At 58.6% G+C, this 23,957-nt stretch carries 19 protein-coding genes and 1 riboswitch; of the genes, 16 read left to right on the top strand and 3 right to left on the bottom strand.

What is annotated here, in order from left to right:
- Positions 1 to 80 precede the first annotated feature (80 nt).
- On the bottom strand, positions 81 to 1,430 hold the full coding sequence (gene ffh / locus EI293_RS11640; protein WP_125437784.1) for a signal recognition particle protein: 1,350 nt from the start codon (positions 1,428 to 1,430) through the stop codon (positions 81 to 83).
- A gap of 326 nt (positions 1,431 to 1,756) precedes the next feature.
- Here ffh and EI293_RS11635 point away from each other — a divergent pair, with 326 nt between their 5' ends.
- Together EI293_RS11635 and EI293_RS11630 are read left to right on the top strand one after the other, a co-directional pair.
- On the top strand, positions 1,757 to 3,073 hold the full coding sequence (locus EI293_RS11635) for a glycosyltransferase family 4 protein (RefSeq protein WP_246010620.1): 1,317 nt from the start codon (positions 1,757 to 1,759) through the stop codon (positions 3,071 to 3,073).
- Between the two features lie 150 nt (positions 3,074 to 3,223).
- Positions 3,224 to 3,664 carry a hypothetical protein gene (locus tag EI293_RS11630; RefSeq protein WP_148103278.1) on the top strand — a complete coding sequence of 147 codons (441 nt, stop codon included), beginning with the start codon at positions 3,224 to 3,226 and terminating at the stop codon, positions 3,662 to 3,664.
- A 6-nt stretch (positions 3,665 to 3,670) separates the two neighbouring features.
- On the opposite strand, the gene EI293_RS11625 is transcribed toward EI293_RS11630, so the two are convergent.
- A complete protein-coding gene (locus EI293_RS11625) occupies positions 3,671 to 5,527 on the bottom strand; it encodes a hypothetical protein (RefSeq protein ID WP_125437780.1) in 1,857 nt (618 codons plus the stop codon).
- Positions 5,528 to 5,725: 198 nt separating this feature from the next.
- On the opposite strand from EI293_RS11625, the gene pseB reads away from it, so the two are divergent.
- Positions 5,726 to 6,745 carry a UDP-N-acetylglucosamine 4,6-dehydratase (inverting) gene (gene pseB, locus EI293_RS11620; protein WP_125437778.1) on the top strand — a complete coding sequence of 340 codons (1,020 nt, stop codon included), beginning with the start codon at positions 5,726 to 5,728 and terminating at the stop codon, positions 6,743 to 6,745.
- A gap of 177 nt (positions 6,746 to 6,922) precedes the next feature.
- On the opposite strand, the gene EI293_RS11615 is transcribed toward pseB, so the two are convergent.
- Entirely contained in the window at positions 6,923 to 8,377 is a 1,455-nt protein-coding gene (locus EI293_RS11615; RefSeq protein WP_125437776.1) for a T9SS type A sorting domain-containing protein, read from the bottom strand.
- Between the two features lie 130 nt (positions 8,378 to 8,507).
- On the opposite strand from EI293_RS11615, the gene pseC reads away from it, so the two are divergent.
- From pseC to cobA, 13 genes are all read left to right on the top strand, one after another.
- Positions 8,508 to 9,659, top strand: coding sequence for a UDP-4-amino-4,6-dideoxy-N-acetyl-beta-L-altrosamine transaminase (gene pseC / locus EI293_RS11610; RefSeq protein ID WP_125437774.1), 1,152 nt, complete (start codon positions 8,508 to 8,510; stop codon positions 9,657 to 9,659).
- A 54-nt stretch (positions 9,660 to 9,713) separates the two neighbouring features.
- The gene (locus tag EI293_RS11605) at positions 9,714 to 10,439 is read left to right on the top strand and encodes a cytidylyltransferase domain-containing protein (RefSeq protein ID WP_125437772.1); all 726 of its coding nucleotides are present in this window, start codon (positions 9,714 to 9,716) and stop codon (positions 10,437 to 10,439) included.
- Between the two features lie 4 nt (positions 10,440 to 10,443).
- Positions 10,444 to 11,919, top strand: a complete 1,476-nt coding sequence (pseG, locus tag EI293_RS11600; protein WP_170170350.1) for a UDP-2,4-diacetamido-2,4,6-trideoxy-beta-L-altropyranose hydrolase — start codon at positions 10,444 to 10,446, stop codon at positions 11,917 to 11,919.
- Positions 11,920 to 11,935: 16 nt separating this feature from the next.
- Positions 11,936 to 12,985 carry a pseudaminic acid synthase gene (gene pseI, locus EI293_RS11595; protein ID WP_125437768.1) on the top strand — a complete coding sequence of 350 codons (1,050 nt, stop codon included), beginning with the start codon at positions 11,936 to 11,938 and terminating at the stop codon, positions 12,983 to 12,985.
- A gap of 31 nt (positions 12,986 to 13,016) precedes the next feature.
- Positions 13,017 to 13,964, top strand: coding sequence for an acyltransferase (locus EI293_RS11590; RefSeq protein WP_170170349.1), 948 nt, complete (start codon positions 13,017 to 13,019; stop codon positions 13,962 to 13,964).
- Positions 13,951 to 14,655 carry a PIG-L deacetylase family protein gene (locus EI293_RS11585; protein ID WP_125437764.1) on the top strand — a complete coding sequence of 235 codons (705 nt, stop codon included), beginning with the start codon at positions 13,951 to 13,953 and terminating at the stop codon, positions 14,653 to 14,655. Before EI293_RS11590 ends, EI293_RS11585 begins: the two co-directional genes overlap by 14 nt.
- A 15-nt stretch (positions 14,656 to 14,670) precedes the next feature.
- Positions 14,671 to 15,975 carry a hypothetical protein gene (locus EI293_RS11580; RefSeq protein ID WP_125437762.1) on the top strand — a complete coding sequence of 435 codons (1,305 nt, stop codon included), beginning with the start codon at positions 14,671 to 14,673 and terminating at the stop codon, positions 15,973 to 15,975.
- A 63-nt stretch (positions 15,976 to 16,038) separates the two neighbouring features.
- On the top strand, positions 16,039 to 17,427 hold the full coding sequence (locus EI293_RS11575) for a DUF7033 domain-containing protein (protein WP_125437760.1): 1,389 nt from the start codon (positions 16,039 to 16,041) through the stop codon (positions 17,425 to 17,427).
- Positions 17,428 to 17,549: 122 nt separating this feature from the next.
- A complete protein-coding gene (locus EI293_RS11570) occupies positions 17,550 to 19,028 on the top strand; it encodes a lipopolysaccharide biosynthesis protein (protein WP_170170348.1) in 1,479 nt (492 codons plus the stop codon).
- Between the two features lie 182 nt (positions 19,029 to 19,210).
- Positions 19,211 to 19,302: riboswitch (SAM riboswitch) on the top strand.
- A gap of 317 nt (positions 19,303 to 19,619) precedes the next feature.
- On the top strand, positions 19,620 to 20,402 hold the full coding sequence (locus tag EI293_RS11565) for a phosphoadenylyl-sulfate reductase (protein WP_125437756.1): 783 nt from the start codon (positions 19,620 to 19,622) through the stop codon (positions 20,400 to 20,402).
- 134 nt (positions 20,403 to 20,536) lie between these two features.
- Positions 20,537 to 21,445 (top strand): sulfate adenylyltransferase subunit CysD, encoded by a 909-nt coding sequence (gene cysD, locus EI293_RS11560; protein WP_125437754.1) that lies wholly within the window; start codon positions 20,537 to 20,539, stop codon positions 21,443 to 21,445.
- 139 nt (positions 21,446 to 21,584) lie between these two features.
- Positions 21,585 to 22,874, top strand: coding sequence for a sulfate adenylyltransferase subunit 1 (locus EI293_RS11555; RefSeq protein ID WP_125437752.1), 1,290 nt, complete (start codon positions 21,585 to 21,587; stop codon positions 22,872 to 22,874).
- A 153-nt stretch (positions 22,875 to 23,027) separates the two neighbouring features.
- Positions 23,028 to 23,831 carry a uroporphyrinogen-III C-methyltransferase gene (gene cobA, locus EI293_RS11550; RefSeq protein ID WP_246010619.1) on the top strand — a complete coding sequence of 268 codons (804 nt, stop codon included), beginning with the start codon at positions 23,028 to 23,030 and terminating at the stop codon, positions 23,829 to 23,831.
- Positions 23,832 to 23,957 lie beyond the last annotated feature (126 nt).

Genomic DNA, 23,957 nt, shown 5'->3' with positions numbered 1-23,957 from the left:
CCCGGCAGCTGTAGCTACCGGGCGCGTTGGCGTTGGGGCCCATACCGAATCCGTGTAACGAATCCGGTTACATTCGGGGGTTAGCGGAGCGGACCTTTCATGCCCATCATGCGGGCCATTTGCTGCATACCGCCTTTGGTCTGGCTCATTTTGTTCATGGTGCGCATCACTTTGCGCATGTCCTCGAACTGCTTCATCAGGTTGTTCACCTGCTGAATATCGGTGCCGGAACCCTTGGCGAGGCGGCGGCGGCGGGAGCCGTTCAGCAGCTCGGGCTGGGCACGCTCTTTGGCAGTCATACTTTTGATGATGGCCTCAATCGGCTTAAACGCGTCGTCGTCGATTTCCACGTCCTTCATGGCCTTGCCCATGCCGGGAATCATACCCACCAGGTCCTTCAGGTTGCCCATCTTCTTGATCTGCTCCAGCTGGGAGAGGAAGTCATCGAAGTTGAACTGGTTTTTGCGGATCTTCTGGTTGATGCGCTTGGCTTCTTCCTCATCGAACTGCTGCTGGGCGCGCTCAACCAGGGAAATCACGTCGCCCATGCCCAGGATGCGCTGGGCCATCCGGTCGGGGTAGAACATGTCCAGGGCCTCCATCTTCTCGCCCGTGGAGATGAACTTGATGGGTTTCTCCACCACGGCCCGGATGCTGAGGGCCGCCCCGCCGCGCGAGTCGCCGTCGAGCTTGGTGAGTACCACGCCGTCAAAGTTCAGCCGGTCGTTGAAGGTTTTGGCCGTATTCACGGCGTCCTGGCCCGTCATCGAGTCCACCACGAACAGCGTTTCGCTCGGGTTGATGGCGCGTTTCACGGCCTCAATCTCACTCATCATCTGCTCGTCCACGGCCAAACGGCCGGCGGTGTCGATGATGACGACTTTCTTGTTGTTTTTCTTCGCGTACTCGATGGCATTGCGCGAAATGTCCACCGGGTTCTTGTTCTCCTCCTCCGAGTACACTTCCACGCCCACCTGTTCGCCCAGCACTTTCAGCTGGTTGATGGCGGCCGGGCGGTACACGTCGCAGGCCACCAGCAGCACCGTGCGATTCTGCTTTTTGAGGTAGGCGGCCAGCTTACCGGCGAAGGTGGTTTTACCCGAACCCTGCAGACCCGACAGCAGAATCACGGCCGGCTCGCCTTTGATGACGATGTCCTGCTTTTCGCCGCCCATGAGCTCGGTGAGCTCATCGTACACGATTTTGGTCATCAGCTGGCCCGGCGACACGCTGATGAGCACGTCGCGGCCCATGGCCTCCTCCTTTATTTTGTCGGTTACTTCCTTGGCAACCTTGTAGTTCACGTCGGCATCCACCAGGGCCCGGCGGATTTCCTTGACGGTGGCCGCAACGTTGATTTCGGTGATGGAGCCCTGGCCCTTGAGGGTTTTAAAGGCGCGGTCGAGCTTGGTACTGAGGTTATCGAACATGAATCACAGATGGTGCAGATGGTACAGATTTCGCTGATTTCGGTTAGGCTGTCTTTGGCAGTACGATTTCCTCCAACCCCCGCAGCCGCCGATCCACATCGACCCAGAAAGCTGTTGCCTCCTGTAGCTGTTGAGGTAATAGCGCCGCCAAATTGTTTACGACCGGTTGCTGTGCCGGACCAGTGGCCGCCGCCGAAGTAGAAAGTACAACAGATTCCATAGTCTGACGGGAAACAAGAAACCGGGTTCAGCCTCCAAAAGTAACCAGAAAACCCCGAAAGGCCACGGGTGCGTACCTTCGCGGCTTCACTGATGCCTTTTCTGCCGTGCCCGAGTCTGCTGCCCGCCCGTTACGTTTGCTGGTGATTACCTACTACTGGCCGCCCTCAGGTGGGGCCGGGGTGCAGCGCTGCCTCAAGTGGGTGAAGCACTTGCCGGCCCTGGGTGTGCAGCCTACCGTCATCACCGTGGACCCCGCCCAGGCCGCTTACCCCGTGCTGGATGCCTCCCTGGAAGCCGACGTACCACCGGGCGTACGGGTGCTGCGCACGGGCACGCTGGAGCCTTTCGGCACCTATCAGAAACTCACCAGCCGCCCTATTCCGCACGGCGGATTTGCCAACGAAGGCCGGGTATCGGTGGCCCAGCGAGTGGCCCGCTTCGTGCGCGGCAACCTGTTTCTGCCCGACCCGCGCCGGGGCTGGAACAGCTTCGCCCTGCGGCAGGTGGCCGCTCTGGTGGCCGCCGGCGAGCAGTTTGATGCGGTGCTGACTTCTTCCCCGCCCCACTCTACCCAGCTGATCGGGCTGGCGCTGAAGCGGCGCTACGGCTGGCGCTGGCTGGCCGATCTGCGCGACCCATGGACCGATATCTATTACACCCAGACGCTGATGCGCACCGCCGTGGCCCGTTGGCTCGATGCGCGCTACGAGCGGCAAGTGTTGCAAGCCGCCGACGTGGTTATTACCACCAGTGCCGATACCGGCCGGCTGCTGCAGAGCAAAGTTCCCGGGCTGCCCGCCGGCAAGTTCGCGGTATTACCTAACGGCTACGATGAGTCGGATTTTCAGCAGATAGAGGCCGCCCCGGCCGATAAGCTGCTGCTCACGTATGTGGGCACCATCACGGGGCAGTACCACGTGGAGCCGTTTTTTGAGGAGATGGCGGCCTGCGCGGCCCGGCACCCGCAGGTGCCGCTGCGCCTGCGTTTCGTGGGGCGGGTGGCCAAAGAAGTGGAGCAGCAGCTGGCCGCGGCGGGCCTCACGGCGCGCACCGAGCTGGTGGAGTTTGTGCCGCACGATGAGGCCGTGGTGTACATGCAGCGGTGCACGGTCCTGCTGCTGGGCATCCCCGACGTGGCCCACAACCGGGGCATCCTGCCGGGCAAAGTATTCGAATACCTGGCCGCCGGTCGCCCGGTCATCTGCATCGGCCCCGCCGGTTCCGACGCGGCCCAGGTGCTGGAAGAGTGCCAGGCCGGCCGCAGCTTCGAGTACGAAGACCGCGCCGCCATGCGCATGTATCTGGAGGAGCTGGTAACGGCCTGGCAGCAGAACCCCACCATCCCAGTGCCCGCCGCCGGCCGCCGCCGCTACTCCCGCCGCAGCCTGACGGAGCAACTGGTGGAGCTGATTCGGCAGTAGACTTACCAATCAGTGAAGCTGTTTAGGAAGTATGCAACATCGACAAGCTCAGCATAACCGTCGAACGACTTCCTAAACAGCTTCCTTCGGTATTGCTCACCCACTAGTGCTGATGCCATGCGTTTTTACTCCGGTTGTTATAGGCTCCTCTTGTGCATTCTTGCCACAGCTTGTGGCTCCCAAAAGCAGGATTTGCAGGAGCATCGCCTGCGGGAGTTTGTGGATGTGCGGTCAATTGAATCGGTAGAAGCGCACAACTACTCCGGCCACCACTGGCTGACAGCTGCGGAGCTGCAGGATTTTAAAAGTCGATTGGGAAGCATGCAATACGCTCCTGGTGGCAGTGGTCAGGTTAAGTCGGTGGATATGGGCACTACGGTTTTTGTGCTCCATACCCACGGCCATGCTTATCAGTTGATCGGGCGACCAACCAGTCAATACCTGGGCGTGCCCAACAAACTAGTGACGCAAACCCGGGACGGGCTGGCAGCGGAAGACCAGCAAGCGGATGCGTTACTGCTCTTCAAATTCGCCCGACCAACCAACCTCAATAACTACCGTAAAGGCCCCAGCATACCTGATCTACCCTGACAAGCGCTACTGCGTGAGCCGGTCCCACACTTTGCGCACGGGCTTCGGCAGAGCATCCAGCAGCACAGCACGTACCTGGCCCAGAGTGGAGCGTTTCAACGCTCCGCCCTGGGCCAGCTCGACGGCCAGCTGATCGGCCAGGGCTTTATAGAGGGGGCGCTGATAGTGGCGCAGATTGTTGGTCACGTCGGCGCGGGTGCGCACAATGTCGCGCACGTCCACCACGGCCACGTTCGGGGTGCGGGCGGCGAAATCGAGTAGGGCCGCATTCATCTGCTGGTGGCGCGCTACGGCCCCTACTTCCGCCGAGCCGGGCACTTCGACTTCGGCCCCGGTGAGCAGGATGAGCGGCACGGTGGCCGGTAGCTGCTGGCGCAGCCACGCCAGGTTTTCCTGGAATCGGGCGGGCGTGAGCGGGCCGGCGTAGGTGTATTCCTGCCGAAAGCGGCGTAGAAAGGCCTCATCCATGCCCCGGAATTTGCGCCGGGCGTAGTGTTGGGCCTGCTCGGCGGGGTCGGCCTGCGTCAGGTCGTGGTAGCCGCCGAAGGGAATCAGAAGGCCGGTGGCGTTTTCCCGGTACAGGTCCTGGGTGTAATCCATCAGCGGGCTGTACACCAGCGCATCATAGCCGGGCTGCCAGAGGCGGGGCCGGAAAGCTTCGGCATCCAGAAACGGCAGGCGGGCGGCCAGGCGCTGCTGCTCCTCGGGCGGCAGCGTGCGGCTCAGGCGCAGCAGCTCGGTGTGCTCGGTGTGCACGGGCACCTGGTTGTCGTTCACGTAGTTGAAATCCTCCACTACCTCCACCTGGTACGTTTGCAGGTAGGGCGTGAGCTGGCCCAGGTCGCAGCCGCCCTTGAGCAGGATGCGCAGGCGCTTGGTTGGGTCTGTGGGTGCAGCAGCAGCTTTCGTTGCGGCCTCGGCGGGAGTTTCCAGCTGAATCCAGTCTGGAATTTCGGTCTGATTAAGCTCGGTAGCCACGTCGCCCTGTACCTGTAACTTCGGGAAGTCGAGGTGGGCGTAGATGAACTGCTCCACGCCCAGGTGCAGGATGCGGCAGCTGAAAGTAAACTGTTCCAGCTCGTTGGTGAAGGTATTCAGGGCGTACACGCCCACCAGGCCATAGTCGCCGAATCGGTCCCGCACGCGCACGGTGCCCCAGCGCAGGCGCGTGGCCTCCAGCCGGGCTTCCAGCTCCTGCAGCACCACGCGCTTCTTGGTGTAGTTGAGCTGGTTAGAGCGGTTAATCAGCTCCTCGATGCGTTTGAAGTCGGGCCACACGGCGTCTTTGCCCTCGCGCAGCTCCACGCGCACCTGGGCGTCACGCAGGAAGGCCAAGTTGTCGTCGTACTGGGTGCGGGCCTGCTGCTGACGCTCCAGCAGGCGGTACTGTTCCAGGCGCGAAAACGTGGGGTCAGGCTTGCCGCTGGCGCGCAGCAGCGGGGCCAGTTGGGGCAGTTCCCGGGGGTCGGCGGTTTGCAGGCCGGGGTTGTAGTACTGGGCCTCGGCCAAGTTGATGGGGTTATCGTCGAGAAACAGGGCGTTGGGGGCACGCAGCTGCATCTGTTCCAGCAGCTGTTTGATAATCGGTCCTTTGGGCTGCCAGCTGATCTGCGGAAACACGAACAGGTCGCGGATGCCTAGCTCCTGCAATTTAGCCTCCGCCGGCGCGAAGTCGTTTTTGCTCACGATGGTGTGCACAATGCCCCGGGCGGCCGTGTCGCGCACCAATTGCAGATTTTCTTCCAGCGCCTCCACCGCACCCTCCGAGAGCGTGCCCCGCCAGAACGTATCATCCAGGTCCCAGATGAGGAGTTTGACGGGTTGAGGAAAAGCGGGAGCAGATGGGGCTGAAATGGTCGTCATGCTGAGCGAAGTCGAAGCATCTCTACCGCTTCGGTGGGGTACGGCTGCAACGAAGCGGTAGAGATGCTTCGACTTCGCTCAGCATGACAGCAAGCAGGCTTTCTGTCTGTACGACAAAACTACGGAAGCTCCGGCCGGAATGTCTACTTTTGCCCTCCTTACCCCGGCCGGCCTAGTGGCCGGCCCTGTTCCCATAGCATGGCCCTCGACCTCAACCATAAATCCATCCTGGTAACCGGCGGCACCGGTTCGTTCGGCAAAAAGTTCGTGCAAACGGTATTTGAGCTGTTTCCCGACGTAAAACGCTTGGTGGTGTACTCCCGCGACGAGCTGAAGCAGTACGAAATGTCGCAGCAGTTTCCGCACGCCAAATACCCCGCCATCCGCTACTTCATCGGCGACGTGCGCGACGGGGAGCGGCTGAAACGGGCCTGCGAGGGCATCGACATCATTGTGCACGCCGCCGCCCTCAAGCAGGTACCCGCCGCCGAGTACAACCCGATGGAGTGCATCAAAACCAACATTTTCGGGGCCGAAAACGTGATTAACGCCGCCCTCGACTGCGGGGTGAAGGACGTGGTAGCGCTGAGTACCGACAAGGCTGCCGCCCCTATCAACCTCTACGGGGCCACCAAGCTCTGCTCCGATAAGCTGTTCGTGGCTGCCAACAACATGAAGGGCAGCCGGGATTTACGTTTCTCGGTGGTGCGCTACGGCAACGTAATTGGCTCCCGGGGCTCGGTGGTGCCGTTTTTCCTGCAACGCCGCGAGTCCGGCGTGCTGCCCATCACCCACCCCGACATGACGCGCTTCCACATTTCGCTGGAGCAAGGCGTGGACCTGGTACTGTACGCGCTGGAGCACAGCTGGGGCGGTGAAATCTTCGTGCCCAAGATTCCGAGCTACGTGATTACCGAAGTGGCCAAGGCCATCGCCCCCGACTGTCGCCAGGAAATTGTGGGCATCCGGCCGGGTGAGAAGCTGCACGAGGAAATGATTACCGAAACCGACGCCCTGAGCACGGTGGAGCTGGCTAAATACTACGTGATTCTGCCCTTCACCCCGCGCTGGGACGTGGATGACTTTATTCGCCACTTCGGGGGCCGCCGTGTAGAGCCTGGCTTCCATTACAACTCCAGCAACAACACCGAGTGGCTGAACGCGGAGCAGATTCGCGAAGAAATCCGGTTGCATGTGGATGCGGATTTTGCCATTTGATATAGCTGTTTCGTAAACGCTGTACGTGTGCTGTAGAGATGCGACACTTCGCGTCTCTACACCGTTCGCGAAACTGCTATAAGTGGCAGGCAAAAAGCAACGGCCGACATACTAGTGGTATGTCGGCCGTTGCTTTTTGCCTGCCACTTATCAAATGTACTTATTCAAGCACTACACTTATTCAAGCACTACTAGTTTGGTGACACTCTCATTAGGACTAATAGCTTTAACAATATATTCTCCTCGAGCTATTGCATTTACCGGAATAATAAATTCACCTTTTATAACCGTAAGCTCAGCTACTTTATACTCTGCAACTGTTTTCCCTGCCATGTCTATGAGAGATATTTTATCCATATTCCTTATCTCACTATCAGAAATAGATAGCACTATAAACTCTTTAGTAGGATTTGGATAAATTTTTAAACGACTCATAGCAGATGGTGCTATGTTTTTCATAATTACACTTGCAACATTTGGCTGATTTGGCAAACCGTTCTGTCCAAGTTTAATCCCCAGCGCTACAGAATTTTGTTGAAATCCACACGCATTACCCAAGTTATTGGGATACTCAATGGAATTCAAGTAAGACTTATTGAGGGCTGATAAATACAACTTGCCATCAGAAGCCGCTTGTATTGCGCTTGACAAACCCGGGATACTAGCTACTATCTGCCGGGAATTTTGTATGGCAGTTCCAGAACCAGCTTGCAGATTATACTGATACACATTGGTATCAAATCCGCCGTCTGAGTACATAGTTGTGTACAAGCGAGAGTTATCGGGAGAAAACTCTACCCCATAATGAAAGCTGCTCGTTCCACGCAAACTGAGGTAGTTTGATACCTGTCCGGAATTGTTATTGTAGTCATAGAGTTCAAATTGACTATCACGCTGAGCTAATGCCAGTTTAGCACCGTTAGGAGATATCTTCATATAGCCAACGGCATTTGCTGCCCCAAAGAAACTTCCTCCACCCTGATGAACTGGCCCTACTGCACTAACTACCGGAACAGAATTAATTCCGGTTGACGTTAGAAGAAAACTGAAAAAATTATTGCTTTCCCATCCGTGCACTACAACCCAATAGTCCCGGCCATTCGCATGTAGTGCTGCTGTAAGCTTTTCTGTCACTTTACCAGTAGTTGTAGGTGTAGGAAGCCGAACTGCTTTGGTAGCTGTTACGTCACCTAGGCCGCCTCGCAACGACATATCTACCACTGAATACCGCAACCCTCCAGCTAAATTATTATCAATAGCATCAACTGTAAAAACATAATATATCGTGCTACTACCGGGAGCACGCAGAATTACAACTCCTTGGGAGGCAGAATTATGCGAACCTAAGGAATTACCATTAGGCATCACCTGATGGTTTGCATCCCATATAGCTTCCCCATTGCTATACATTAAAAGCTGGCCTTGAGGATTAGATATGGAAGAACAGCCCTCGTAGGTAGTCATAGCACTACCTGTAATAGTCTGTGGGTTTCCGGATGTGAAGGAAACGCCAGCTTGGTTGCCGAAATACCAGTTACTATACTCCTTTTGAGCTTGAGCATCTGTAATTGACATCACACCGCAAAACAATTGTCCTGCAAAGAATAAAGTTGTTTTGAAAAATTTCTTCATAAAAAGAAAAAAGAAGGTACCAAGAATAAAGGGCTTGATTCTGTTGAGACGAAGCTACTACTTTCCTTCCTGATGTTTGTTCATCATTAATCATTTCTAACCTTTGCATTCTTTGACTCAGCAAGCGTATATGGAACCTATTCCTTACGGCCGCCAGCATATCACCTCCGAGGATATTCAGGCTGTTACCGAAACCTTACTCTCTGACTACCTGACCCAAGGGCCTAAAGTAGCCGAGTTTGAGCAGCAGTTTGCTGCTTATACAGGAGCCAAATACGCCGTGGCCGTCAGCAACGGTACAGCAGCCTTGCATCTGTGTGCCTTGGCGTTACATGTACAGCCGGGGCAGCGCGTCATCACTACGCCCATTACGTTTGCGGCTTCGGCCAACTGCGTGCGTTACTGTGGCGGCGAAGTATATTTTGCTGATATAGACCCTGCTACCGCTCTGCTGGATTTGAGAGCCGTACGCCGGTTGCTGGAAAGTTACCCTAAAGGCCATTTTCACGGCCTGATTCCGGTAGACTTTGCCGGATTGGCCGTGGACCTGGAGGAAGCCCGCAAGCTGGCCAATGAGTTTGGCCTCTGGATTATTGAAGATGCGTGTCATGCGCCGGGTGGCTCTTTTGTCGATTCGCAGAACCGGGAACAGCGTTGTGGCAACGGGCAGTTAGCAGATCTGGCCATTTTCAGTTTCCACCCGGTAAAGCATATTGCCACCGGTGAAGGCGGCATGATTACGACTAATCGGCATGACCTGTATGAGCGGCTCCTGAAGTTACGTACGCACGGCATTACCAAGGACCCTGTCCAAATGGCCCGAAACGATGGTGGCTGGTATATGGAAATGCAGGAGCTAGGCTACAATTACCGCATGCCGGATATGCTTTGCGCCCTCGGTATCAGCCAGCTACGTCGCGCCGATGAAGGACTGATGCGCCGCCGTGTATTGGCAGCGCGCTATGATGCCGCCTTTGCTAACGTGGCTGCCGTGCGCCCCCTGGCAGGTGCACCGGGCCATGCATATCATCTTTACGTTATTCAAGTGCCTGACCGCAAACGACTCTATGATGCGCTCCGTGAAAGGCAGATTTTTGCACAGGTACATTATATTCCGGTGCATACCATGCCGTATTACCAGCGTTTAGGTTGGAACCCCGGCGACTTCCCGCTGGCTGAAGCGTACTACGCGCACTGCCTGAGCATTCCACTGTTTCCAAGCCTTACCGACGAAGAGCAGCAGTATGTGATTGATAGTATTCTGGAAATAGTGCGAACGTAGCATCGGTCAATCGGATTTCTAATTCCCTTAATTCCGCTCCAACTTACTCCGCTTTTGAAAAACGTTGGCATCATTTCGCAGGCCCGCATGACGAGTACCCGCCTACCGGGTAAGGTGCTGCGTCCTATTGCCGGCCGCCCCATGCTACACTATCATGTGCAGCGTCTACAGGCCAGCCACTTGCCTATATACATGGCCATCACTACAAACCAGACTGATGACGTGCTGGCCGATTTTGCCCAGGCACACAAGTTGCCTTACCTGCGAGGCAGCGAAGACAATGTACTGAGTCGCTATTGGCACTGTGCCGAAGCCAATGAGCTTGATGTGATAGTACGTGTTACGTCTGATTGCCCGCTACTGGATGGGGAACTCATTGCGAGGAGCGTACAAGAATATCTGCGGGCAGATGACAATCGGCTGTACCTTTCCAATGTGCTGGAACGCACTTTCCCCAGGGGTCTGGACTTCGAGATTTTTTCCCGGGAACTATTAGCCGAAGCAATGCAGCACGCTACGTTAGCCCCCGATCTGGAGCATGTAACACCCTACATGCATCAGAACCGATCCGGTACCGTTCGGTTCTGGCACATCGGCCGCCAGCCTGACCGCAGCAGTTACCGACTAACCGTAGATACCGCCGACGATTTCACCCTTATTAGCACCCTTATTGAAGAGTACAACGCCCATCAGCTGACAACTAACGAGCTTATCGCCCTACTGGATGCACATCCAGAACTGGTAGCACTTAATGCGCACATCGAGCAGAAAAAGGTCTAGAGGCATGACAGCTTCCCGTATTCTATTTCGCACGGATGGCAATTCCCTCATTGGCTTAGGGCATCTGACCCGCTGCCTGGCTCTGGCAGATATGCTGGCGTCGGATTTTGTCTGCACGTTTGCTTTGCGTGAACCGTCAGCAACGGTGGAAGCCCAGGTGCAGCAGGCTGGCTTTACCGTCTTACACGTGCCTCTTGGGCTTACTCTGACTGATGAACCTGACTGGCTGCGCGCGCAAATTTCTACCCCCGACATACTGGTGCTGGATGGCTATCATTTCACGCCCTCCTATCAGCAGCAGTTGAAGCAACACCGCCAGGCCGTAGTCTACCTTGATGATCTGGTCAGTCATTATATGTGGGCCGATGTGGTTCTGAATCAGGCAGGCGGCATCTCAGCCAGCAGTTATCGGCACGAACCTGGTACGCAGCTTTGCCTGGGGCCTGCATACGCTCTACTTCGGCGGCCCTTTCGCGAGTCTGCTACCCTGCCCCGTAATGCTCCCGATACCAACCGGGTGTTCCTGAATATGGGCGGCGCCGACCCCGAAAACCATACCCTGGCAGCACTGAAGCAGGTACTTCAATGGTTGCCGCAGCACCGGTTTGAGGTAGTTACTGGTAGTGCCTACCCTCACCAAGCAACCTTGCAGGCAGCCACGCAGGACTGGCCGAATGTGCAGCTCCACCACAACCTGACGGCTGAGCAGATGGCTGTTATGTTGCAGCGTTGCGGCATATATATCTGCCCACCCAGTGGTATTGCATATGAATGTTGCGCAGTTGGTGGCCTCGTACTGCTGCATCTCATTGCCGACAACCAGCAGCACCTATTTACCTACCTGACGGAAAACGGGCTGGCCCTGCCTGTTTCACAACTGGCTACTCTGCCGACAGCGGAGTTGCCCGCTACCGCTCACCGTTTACAGCAGCGTCAACAGGCCGTTTTCGATGGGCTGGCGGCGGAACGTCTGCGTCAGGTATTTCGAACATTAGCCCTCTCCTACGCTTTAACAGCCCGGCGCGCTACTGCTGCCGATAGCAAGCAATATTTGCTGTGGGCCAATGATCCGGCTGTACGCAGCAATGCTATCAGGCAGGAAACTATTGCGTGGGAGCAGCATCAAAGGTGGTTTTCCCGTCGCTTGGACGATGCTGAAACCTATCTGTACTACTTTGAACAGCAAGGCCAACCCGTAGGACAAGTGCGGTTGGAATTTACCGGTTCAGAAGCACTCATCGACTATTCGGTGGCGGCAACGGCACGAGGCCAGGGACTGGGGCTGGCGGTATTGCTACGAGCTATTCTGGAACTGCGCCGTGAGCGGCCTGGGCCCTGGACGCTGGTAGCCCAGGTAAAAGCCGGTAACTTGCCGTCCCGTCGGGTGTTTGAGCGGGTAGGCTTTGCGCTACAACCGGCCGTGCAACTGCATGGCAGCACCTTTGACGTATTTCGGCTGCCCTTTTTGCCTCCGAACTAGCTTCTATCTCCACAGCATGCAAGACATCCTTCTGGGCACCCACCGCATTGGTACCGGCCACGCCCCTTTTATCATTGCCGAAATGTCGGGCAACCACGGCCAGTCGCTGGAAAAAGCCCTGGAGATTGTGGATGCCGCCGCCGCCGCTGGCTGCCAGGGCCTGAAAATTCAGACCAGCACACCCGATATGCTCACGCTGGACAGCCGGGAACCGGATTTTGTAGTGCGAGGGGCCAACTCTGACTGGGAAGGTCAGTCGCTTTATGAACTCTACACCACTAATCATACTCCCTTCGAGTGGCACGCGCCCATTTTTGAGCGGGCCGCTGCGCATGGAATGATTGGCTTCAGCTCTCCGTTTTCGGTGGAGGCCATTAACTTCCTGGAAACCCTTAACTGCCCGGCGTATAAGATTGCCTCTTTCGAAAACAACTGGCCTGATTTGATTCGCCGGGCAGCCCGCACGGGCAAGCCGGTTATTATTTCCACTGGCATGGCTGATCTGGCCGACCTGGAACGGATGGTGCAGATTATGCGGGAAGAAGGTAACGAGCAAGTCGTTCTGCTTAAATGCACCAGCACGTATCCGGCCTTACCACTTAACACCAACCTGCGCACCATCCCGCACATGCGTGATATGCTAGGCTGCCACGTAGGACTCTCTGACCACACTATGGGCACGGGGGTAAGCGTAGCAGCCACCGTACTGGGGGCCGCCGTCATTGAAAAACATCTGACAATTCGGCGCGCCGATGGAGGACCGGACTCCTCGTTTTCAATGGAACCTGACGAGATGCGCCGCTTGGTGGAAGAATGCACGCAGGCGCAACAGGCGTTGGGCAACGTGTTTTACGGGCCTACCGCCGCCGAGCAGAAGTCGTTAGGCTTCCGCCGCTCTTTGTACGTGGTGCAGGATATTGCCGCTGGCGAAGTGCTGACCACAGACAATATCCGAGTAATTCGGCCTGGTCACGGCTTAGCGCCGGCCCACCTGCCGGAGTTGCTAGGCCGGCAGGTGCGCAAGCCGCTCCGGCGTGGTACGGCGCTTACCTGGGATGCCCTCTAGGCCCCACCCTCCAACCCAGAATTCTAGCGCAATGGAAATCCGGAAATTTGACAACGGCAGCTTTATCATTGCCGAACGCCTCAGCATCGGCCGTAACTTCCGCATCGGCCCGAATACAACCATTCGGGCCACTGAGTGTGTGATTGGCGACGACGTGACACTGGGAGCTGATAACACCTTTCTAGTTGGACAACAACTGACTATTGGCGACTTAACCATCTTCGGCAGCCAGAATAATATCACGGCCCGCACGGTGCGGGTGGGCCGGTACGTGTACTGGGATTCGAACGTAGTGGTGGGCCACGGCGGCAAGTTCAGCGAGGATGCCCATTTAGAGGTTGGCTCCTATTCCATGATTTGTGCGCGCATCACCCTGAATGTTAACCACGCCATTACCATTGGTGAGTATGTAGGCATTGGCGAAGACGTAGCTGTGTGGACCCACGGCTCGTATTTGCCCATTCTGGAAGGTTTCCCGGCCGATTTTGGGCCAGTACACATTGGTGATAAAGTGTGGCTGCCGGCCAAGTCCACCGTACTTCCCAACCGCCGTATCGGCAACAATGTAGTCATTGGCACCAATTCCCTGATCAACAAGGACCTGCCCGACGGCTGCTTGGCCGGTGGTATTCCCGTACGCATCATCAGGGAGAATGTGTACCCTCGCCCCGATACTGGCCGCAACGAGGCCGCCGTACACGGCATCCTGACCGATTATAACAAGTTGGCGGCCTACAAAGAGTTGGACGTGCGCGTATCATACGATGCCGCAACTCAGCGCATTCATTGCAACGGTGTGGTTTTCGACTTAAGCACTATGCAGGCTAGCGGCAGCTTCTCGGCTCCGGAAGAGGATTTCCGGGATTTTCTGCGCCGCCGCGGCATCAAGTTTTACACCGGCCAGCCCTTTTCTTCTGTGCTGCCCCCCGAATATCAGCGCCTGCTGGCTATATCTCCTGACACCGATGGAATTGCATAACAAGCGCATATTGGTGGTAGTAGCCCACCCCGACGACGAACTTCTGGGCCTAGGTGCTACTATTCACCGGCTGGTCCACCAACAGGGCTGCACTGCCCGAGCCGTTATCCTGGGTGAAGGCCTGACGTCGCGCGCTGACATGCGCAAGCCCGAGCAATGGACTACCGAACTAGCCGTACACCGGGCTAATATTGCCCGGGCGGCGGCAGCCATCGGTTACCACTCTACCGGCATCTACGATTTTGCCGACAACCGCTTCGATTCAGTTGACTTACTGGACCTAGTAAAGGTGGTAGAGCAGGAAAAAGAGTCCTTTCAGCCCGACGTCATTTTTACTCACCACGGCGGCGACACGAACATCGACCACCGCCGTACCTTTGAGGCGGTAGTTACGGGTACGCGCCCAGTTCCGGGAGAACCGATGCTCACTATTCTAGCCTGCGAAACCCCTTCCAGCACAGAGTGGCAAGCGGCTAACTATCCTAACCCCTTTCTGCCTAATTTTTTCCTGGCGATACGTGAAGAGGATATAGCCGCCAAAATTGCGGGTATGGAGGCTTATGAGTTCGAGAAGCGCGCATATCCTCACCCCCGCTCTCCGGAAGCTCTCCGGATTCTGGCCCAGCGTTGGGGTATTGTTATTGGCCAGCCGCTGGCGGAAGCGTTCATGCTGATCCGGCACATTGGATAATGGTCACCGGAGCATATGAATGAGCAGGCCACCCGCCTCTACGACATCCTGTACGTTCGTTTTACGGACCATTTTCTGTCGTTCCCAGACCACACCCTAGAGCCAATTTCGCCGCGCAGCCCCTGGAAACGGCTGCTGAAGGTAGCCGGCTACGCGGCTTTGCGGCTGGTGGGCAATATGTTCCGGAAAGTGCGCAACCCCGAGGATCTGCGCGGTAAGGTGTGGCTATACGTGGTCAGTCAGAACAACTACGACTCACTCCACTTTCTGCGCGACGCCCGCCCCGATGCCGTGCTGGTGGCTGGTCAGAGCAAGCAGATTGGCCGCTACAACCGGCAAGTGAACCGGCTTTCCCTGCGCCGCAAGCTGTTGTACTACGGTCAGCTGCCAAGCGTATACCGTGCCCTGCGCCGCACGGAAGGCGGGCGGGCCTGGCGGTTTTTCGACCTGGTTTTCAACGCCATCGGATACTACGAGGTATACCGGCGCGCCCTGCGCCACTATCGGCCCCGGGCGATAGTATTTGCCAACGACCACAACGACGACGCCCGAGCCCTGCTGCTGGCCTGCCAGGCCGAAGGCGTACCCACGGCCTACATCCAGCACGCCAGCGTGAGCACCAACTTCCCGCCGCTGGGCTTCGACCTAAGCCTGTTGGAAGGCCAGGACGCGCTGGACAAATACCGACAGTGCGGGCCGGTACGGGGCCGTGTGGAACTGGTGGGCATGCCCAAGGCCGATGCATTTCTGGCGCAGCGCAATCTGCAGCCTACTGTGCAGCGGGTGGCCATAGCCTGCAACACGCTCGACGACCTGCCCGTTCTTGCCGAGACGCTGGCTTACCTGCTACGGGAGTTTCCGCACCTCACGTTCACTTTTCGCCCCCACCCCGGCGATACGCGCGACTTTCGCTTCCTGCAGCAACTGCACCCTACCCTGCAATTTTCCGACGCCCGGCAGCAGGGTATTTTCGAGTTTCTGGCCGCCCATGATGCCCTCATTGCCGCCGATACCAGCTCCCATCTGGAGGCTACATTGCTCAACCTAGCGAGCCTATACTATCGTTTCGGCACGCATGCTATAGCCGACGATTATTACGGCTATGTGGCCCACGGCCTCATCGAGCGGGCTTCCACTTTGCCGGAGCTGGGGGCCTGGCTCCAGCGTTACCAGCAGCACAAGCCGCTGGACCTCTACCAACGTGCGGCCTACTACAATGCCACCCTGGGCACTGCCGATGAAGGCCACAGCCAGGCCCGGGCCGCGCGGTTGCTGGATGAGTGGCTGCCAGCTGAAGGGCAGCAGCCCAAACGAGATTAGCCCGCAGAAGACGCCGAGGATTGCGCGGAGGGCGCAGAGCTGTTCTGAATAGTACCTTGCGGCATGTTACCGCCGCTGCCTTCCGTGCCCGCCACCACTGCCGATACCCGACTGTTCTACGTACTGCAACACTTTTGGCAGGCATTTGACATGGTCCCGAAGGTCAGCATCGGGTACGCTGATGTGCAGCCGCAGGTGGAAGTGGCAGCCCTGGGCCACGACTTTTTTGCGGGTACGAACCCCTACCCGACCGCACCCACCTACCGTGAGTGGCAGGGGCAACAGCTACCGTTCTTTTTCGACGACCAGCCCGCCCAGCCTCTGCTGGAACTGCTGCCCGGAGGCCAGGCGCGCATCAACGCCGATGTAATTTCGGCAGCCTTCTATCTGCTCAGCGGCTGGCAGGAATTCTACTCCGACGAGCGGGACCAGCACGGGCGCTTCCCCTACGCGGCCAGTGTGCAGAAGCGCTACGGCTTTGTAACAGTGCCGGTAGTGAATTACTACTTCGAGGTGCTGCGGGTGGCCGTGGAACACGCAGGCGGCCAGCCCCTGCATCCGCGCCGCTGGGCCGATGGCCGCGCCTGGGCCGCCTTCATCACCCACGACATCGACAACCTCTACAGTGCCTGGAAAGAGCCCGTTAAAGCGGCTTTGCGGCGGGGCAAAGCACTAGAAGTCGGCCGGCTGTTGTGGCAGCACTTCACTCAGAAAGACGCCTGGGACAATCTAGCCCAAGTACAGCAAGTTGTGGCCGAATACGACGCCAAAAGCACATTCTTCTTCCTGCCCGAGCACCGAAAAGCTGCTAACGGCACGCCCAACGCGGATTATTCTCTGTCTGCTATAAGAAAGGATTGGCCGCTTCTGCACAGCAGGGAAGCAGCAATAGGATTACACGGAAGCATTGGTACAGCAGCTTGTATTCAACAGCTTACCGAGGAAAGGCAACGTCTAATGTCTGCTATCAGCCGCTCTAGTGAATATGTGGCCGGGCTCCGGTATCACTATCTCTACTGGGAGTCACGCATGACGCCTCAACTCCTCGATAATAGCCCGTTTGCATACGACACAACGCTGGGTTTTGCCGAGCGTTATGGTTTCCGCAACAGTTACTGTTTGCCATTCCAACCGTTTCTATTCCAACGTGGCGAAGCAGTTGACTTCCTCGAAATACCGCTCAACGTAATGGACGCCACGCTCCACCACCCGCGCTACCTGCAGCTGGCTCCCGAGGAAATCCTACCGGCCCTACTACCCATGTTCCGGGAAATTGAGCGGTTCGGGGGCGTGTGCACGGTGCTCTGGCACAACGAGAACTTCGACCCCGCCAACACTCGTAACGGCCCCCGCGAGTTCCGTGCTATCATGGAGTACCTTCGCAGCCGTCATGTAGCATTTGTCAACGGTCAGGATATTTGCCAGTGGATTTACTTCCGCCCGGACTTTTGAGCGGAGCAAAGCCCCCCTATTACGCAAGAACAAAATCGTTCTGACGTGATAAGGTCCTTCGCAAGCTCAGGATGACAGGCAGGCCGCCAACCCACTTATTCACTAAATCACCACTTCACCTCTTGGGCATCGTTCAGCGGCAGGGGCTGCGTAACACCATCATTTCCTACCTGGGGCTGGCGCTGGGGTTTGTGAGTACCACACTGGTGCTGCCCCGGTTCCTGGAGCCGCAGCAGCTGGGGCTGACCACTACCCTCTCGGCGGTGGCGACGCTGTTTGCACAGGTAGCCGCATTTGGGTTTGCCAGCGTGGGCATCCGGTTTTTTCCCTACTTCCGCAACCGAGAGAACGGTCACCACGGGTTTCTGCCGCTGCTGGTGGGCGTGCCGCTGCTGGGCTTTGTGGTGGTGCTGGCTCTGTACCTCATGGGCCGGCCGGTGCTGATGGCCGTGTACGAAAAGGAGGCCGCTGTACTGGCACCCTACTACCTCTGGGCGGCCGTTTTTGCACTGTTCACGCTACTGTATTCCCTGCTCGATGCGTATCTGAAGGCACTCTACCACACGGCGTTTTCCTCGTTTCTGCAGGATATTCTGCTGCGCCTGCTCATTTTGGGCGGGGCAGTGCTGTTTGCCCAGGGCTGGCTGTCGTTTCACGGGTACGTGCTGTGGTATGTGAGCGTTAATGCGGTGCTAGTGCTGCTGCTAACTGGTTATCTGCTGCATATCGGGGAGCTGCACTGGCGGCCCCGGCGAGCGGTGCTGGCGGTTCGGCCGGTGCAGGAGTTGCTAAGCGTGGGCGCCTTTACGCTCCTGAGCTCCCTGGCCGGCAGCATCATCATGTACATCGATAACCTGATGGTTGGGGCGCAGGTGAACCTGGCGGCGGCCGGCATTTATGGCATTGCCTTCAACATCAGTACGGCCCTGGCTATTCCGGCCCGCTCCCTCAACAAGATTGCCTTCCCGCTGCTGGCTGACTACTGGAAGCAGCAGAACTTAGTGGGCATGGCCGATTTTTACCGGCGCACCACCCGTCTCAACACCCTCATCGGCTGCTTCCTGGCCCTGGGCATCGGGCTGAACCTGGACTTTATCTACTCCCTGATGCGCGCCGACTACGCGCAGGGCACCGTGGTAGTGCTGCTGCTGCTAAGCAGTCGCCTGTTCGATGGCATTACCGGCGTGAACGGCCTCATCCTAATCACCTCCCCCCGCTACCGCTCCGACCTGATTTTCAACAGTTCCCTGGCCCTACTCACCATCGGCCTCAACGTAGTGCTGATTCCGCGCCTGGGGATACGAGGAGCAGCCCTGGCCGCAGTGGTCGCCCAGATGAGCATTAACCTGGCCCGCACCTGGTTTGTGTGGCATAGCTTTGGCATGCAGCCGTTTACGTGGCGCATTCCGCTGATTCTGTTCATCACGGCGGTGGCGGGTGGGTTGGCGTGGCTGGTGCCAGCGCTTGGCTCGCCGCTGCTTACTATGCTGCTCCGTTCAACGGTAATAACCGCTGTGTACGGCGGCCTGATTCTGGTTACCGGCACCGCCCCCGAGGTAATAACACTGTTCCGGAGCCTGAAAAAGCGGCTTGATGCCTAATCTATTTCCGAAGGCTCTCCGCCCTCGTTAACGCTTGATTTACCTGGTATTTGCACAGACCAGATGTTGGCTTTTGCGGGCTATCAACTGCTACAATTTCTTTCTCAGAAAAGAAAAATTTGCAAGTGTAAAATTTCGTCCCTTACCTTTGGGACATCAATTCTTTACCCCACAAAGGATTGTTTTTATACAGAGGCGTGGAGAGACAGGCTCGACGAAACGCCGGCAACCAGCGGAACTTCCGAAACGGTGCCAAGTCCTGACCATATAAAAACAACAAGCCGTGAAATCCTTGTTCAACCCCGCCGCCGTTTCCGCTACCTTCTGTGCCGTACAGCATGGATGTTGTGGTATGCGAGGCATGGGCTGTTGTCGGGGCTAGGCACGCTTTCGTTTTCCTGGTTTGTGCACAGTCCGCTACTGAGCTGATTTGCGCGTTTGTGCTGTCGGCCAGGAGAGTTGCACACCCGTTTTTGTTTTGGCAAAAACCGCGCTGCGCCGCTGCGTAGGCCGTTTTTATCGAAGCCATCTGCTGGCCGGAACGCCTTTGCCCTTCGTGGCGGGCTGCTTCCTCCTCCCCTCTTCCTGCTCATGCCTGTAGCTGATGCTGCGCCGGCCGCCCACGCCTTGCTGGACCGCCTGCGCCCTCACCTGGTGGCCGCCTCCGCTGCGGAGCGCCTGCGTCTGGTAGCCGAAACCTTTCCCGGTCAGGCCGTTTTTTCCACCTCCTTCGGGCTGGAAGACCAGATCCTCAGTCACCTGATTTTCGCCCACGACCTGCCCATTGAGGTGTTCACCCTCGATACGGGCCGCAACTTCCAGGAAACCTATTCCACCTGGAACAAGACGCTGATCAAGTATCAGAAGCCCATTGCGGTATACGCCCCACATCGGGAGGCCCTGGAAAACCTGCTCCTGCAGAAAGGCCCCAACTCCTTCTACGAGAGCGTGGACAACCGCAAGGAGTGCTGCCACCTCCGCAAAGTGGAGCCCCTGAACCGGGCCCTGGCCGGCCGCGGGGCCTGGGTGACCGGCATCCGGGCCGAACAATCCCAGAACCGCCAAACCATGGACCCGGTGGAGTGGGACGCGGCGCATAACCTGGTCAAGATCCACCCGCTCTTCGACTGGACCTGGGAGCAGGCGCTGGCTTTCGTGCAGCAGGAGGGCATTCCGGTGAACCCGCTGCATCAGCAGGGCTTCGTGAGCATCGGCTGCGCGCCCTGCACCCGCGCCATCAGGCCCGGCGAGGATTTCCGGGCCGGCCGCTGGTGGTGGGAAGACCTCGCGGCCAAGGAATGTGGCCTCCACGCCACCGCCGCCCCGCATCACGACGGGCCCGACCCGGTGGTGGAGCCGGTACCGGCTGGATAGCACGAGGTAGAGACGCAACATTTTGCGTCTCGTCGTTGAACGGCCGGCACCGCGCCGCCTATCCAACATCAGCACGAGGGAGACGCGAAGTGTCTCTACAACCGCCCTACATCGAACTGAAATCCAGACCTCATATGAGTACCACTTTCGATTACCTCGACCGGCTGGAAGCCGAAGCCATCCACATCCTGCGGGAGGTGGCGGGGCAGTTTGAGCGGCCGGCCCTGCTGTTTTCGGGCGGCAAGGATTCCATTGTGCTCACGCGCCTGGCCGAAAAAGCCTTCCGCCCCGGCCGCTTCCCCTTCCCGCTGGTGCACGTGGATACCGGCCACAACTTCCCCGAAGTGCTGGCCTACCGCGACCTGCTGGCCGCCCAGCTGGGCGAAAAGCTCATCGTGCGCAAAGTGGAGGACACCATCAAGCGGCAGCGCCTGCGCGAGCCGGGTGGCAAGTTCCCCAGCCGCAACCCGCTGCAGACCTACACGCTGCTGGAGGTGATTGAGGAGTTCGAGTTCGACGCCTGCATCGGCGGGGCGCGGCGCGACGAGGAGAAGGCCCGGGCCAAGGAGCGCATCTTCTCGGTGCGCGACGAGTTTGGCCAGTGGGACCCCAAGCGCCAGCGCCCCGAGCTCTGGAACATCTACAACGGCCGCATCCAGAAGGGCGAAAACGTGCGCGTCTTCCCCATTTCCAACTGGACGGAACTGGACGTGTGGCGCTACATCCAGCGCGAAAACATTCCGCTGCCCGACATCTACTTCGGCCACGAGCGCACTTGCGTGGTGCTGCCTTCGGGCCAGCTGCTGGGCCTCTCCGAGCACCTGCAGCTCGATGCCGAAGACGAAATCGTGACCCGGCAGGTGCGCTTCCGCACCGTGGGCGACTCCACCTGCACGGCCGCCGTGGAAAGCGACGCGGCCACCGTGGAGGACATCATCCAGGACCTGCTGCTGGCCAAAGTGAGCGAGCGGGGCGCCACTCGCCTCGACGACAACATCTCCGAAGCCGGCATGGAAGACCGCAAACGCAACGGGTATTTCTGAGTGGTGAAATAGTGAGTTGGTGAAATGGTGAGTTTGATGTTCGCACGGCGCGGATTGCGCCAATAAATCAATCAACCCAGCTTCCCCCAACTCGCTAAAACGTCAAACTCACCATTTCACCATTTCACCAACTCACCTCATGGACCTTCTTCGATTTATTACCTGCGGCAGCGTGGATGACGGCAAGAGCACCCTGATCGGGCGGCTGCTGTACGATTCGGAATCCGTGTCGCTGGACGTGCTGGCGGCGCTGGAGAAGCGGCAGGCCTCGGGCGGCGTGGTGGACCTGGCGTTGCTGACCGACGGCCTGCGGGCCGAGCGCGAGCAGGGCATCACCATCGACGTGGCCTACAAGTACTTCACCACCCCGCGCCGCAAGTTCATCATTACGGATGCGCCCGGCCACGTGCAGTACACCCGCAACATGGTGACGGGCGCCAGCAACGCTGACCTGGCCATTGTGCTGGTGGATGCCCGCCAGGGTGTGATTGAGCAGACCCGCCGCCATACCCTCATTGCCGCGCTGCTGGGCATCCGGCACTTCGTGCTGGCCGTGAACAAGATGGACTTGGTGAATTACGACGAGGCCGTTTTCGCCCGCATTGCCACTGATTACGCCGAGCTCACCAACCACTTCCACCTGCCCGCCGCCACGGCCATTCCGCTCAGCGCGTTGCAGGGCGACAACGTGGTGAAGCCCAGCCAGCACCTGCCTTGGTACACCGGCCCCAGCCTGCTGGAACACCTGGAAAGCGTGCCCGGCGCGGTAGAAACGGCCGCCGCACCCCGCTTTCAGGTGCAGTACGTGATTCGCCCCCAGACGCCCGAGCTGCCCGACTACCGCGGCTATGCCGGCCAGGTGCTGAGCGGCAGCTACCGCCGCGGCCAGCGCGTGCGGGTGCTGCCTTCGGGCCTGGAATCGGAAATCGAGGCTATTGAGGTGAATCAGCAGGAGGTGGAAACGGCTACCGCCCCGCAGGCCGTGGTCATCCGGCTGCGCGACGACGTGGACGTGAGCCGCGGCGACGCCCTGGTGCCCGCCGGCCCCGAGGAGCCCACCCTCACCCGCGAGCTGGAAGCCACCCTGTGCTGGATGAGCGAGCAGCCCCTGTGGCCCGGCCGCAAGCTGCTGATCCAGCACCACTCGGCCCTGACGAAGGCGGCGGTGCCCAGCATCCTCTACAAGGTGAACGTGCAAACCTTCGGCCGCATCCACACCGAGCAGGCCCAGCTCAACGACATCGTGCGGGTGCGCCTCAAAACCGCCCTGCCCCTGGCCCTCGACCTCTACCAGGAAAACCACGCCACCGGCTCCTTCATCCTAGTCGACGAGCTGACCGGCGACACTCTAGCCGCCGGCCTCGTGGAAGCCGCCAACTCCTACTACTTCACCGCCCCAATAGCGCCGCCAGTAGCGTTTTCGATTTAGGCTGCTGACGAACGTCATGCCGAGCTTACCGAAGCATCTTTACCTCTGGCTGATCAGATGGCAGCACCGATAACCGCTCCATAGCCCAGGGTTTAAACCCTGGGCTACTGAACCGCCACAACGAAGCGGTAGAGATGCTTCGACAGGCTCAGCATGACGGACAATTCACTCATTCACCACTTCACCATTCCACCGATGCAAACGCCCCGCCTTACGGTACTCGGTGCCGGCCCCGGCGACCCGGAGCTGCTCACGCTCAAAGGGGCGCGGGTGCTGTCGGAAGCCGATGTAATTTTGTACGACGCGCTGGCCAACCGCGCCCTGCTCGGGCACGCCCGCCCCGAGACCGTGCTGGTGCCGGTGGGCAAGCGGCGCGGCATGCGCAGCCACTCGCAGGACGACATCAATGCCCTGATTGTGGACTACGCCCGCCGCTACGGCCACGTGGTGCGCCTCAAGGGCGGCGACCCGTTCGTGTTCGGGCGCGGCCGGGAGGAAATGCTCTACGCCGAAGCCCACGGCCTGCTCACGGACTACGTGCCCGGCATCAGCAGCGCGGTGGCTGCGGCCGGGGCCGCCGGGATTCCCGTCACGCACCGGGGCCTGAGCGAAGGATTTCGGGTGATTACGGCCACCACTGCCACCGGCGAGCTGGCCGGCAGCATTCGGGAAGCCGCCCGCGACGCCCGTGGCACCACTGTCATTCTGATGGGCCTGGGCGAGCTGCCGCGCATCGTGCAGGCCTTCTGCGAGCAGGGCCACGCCGGAATGCCGGCTGCCATCATCCAGAATGGCACCCTCCCCCACGCCCGCCTGGTCACCGGCCCGGTAGCCGAGCTGCCCGCCCGCGCCGCCGCCGCCGAAATCGGCGCGCCGGCCATCATCATCATCGGCGAAGTCACCCGCCTGGCCACCCCGGAGAAGCTGGCGCTGCTGCCGGAACTGTACGCGGCATAGTTGCCTGATCAGAACGCCACAATCAGCGCGTCATGCTGAGCTTGCCGAAGCATCTCTACCGCTGGCTAATCAGATGACAGCACCACTAGCCGCTTCATAGCCTGAACCGCCACAACGAAGCGGTAG

Source organism: Hymenobacter perfusus, assembly GCF_003944765.1.
GTDB lineage: Bacteria > Bacteroidota > Bacteroidia > Cytophagales > Hymenobacteraceae > Hymenobacter > Hymenobacter perfusus.
This window is presented reverse-complemented; position numbering and strand designations above follow the sequence as displayed.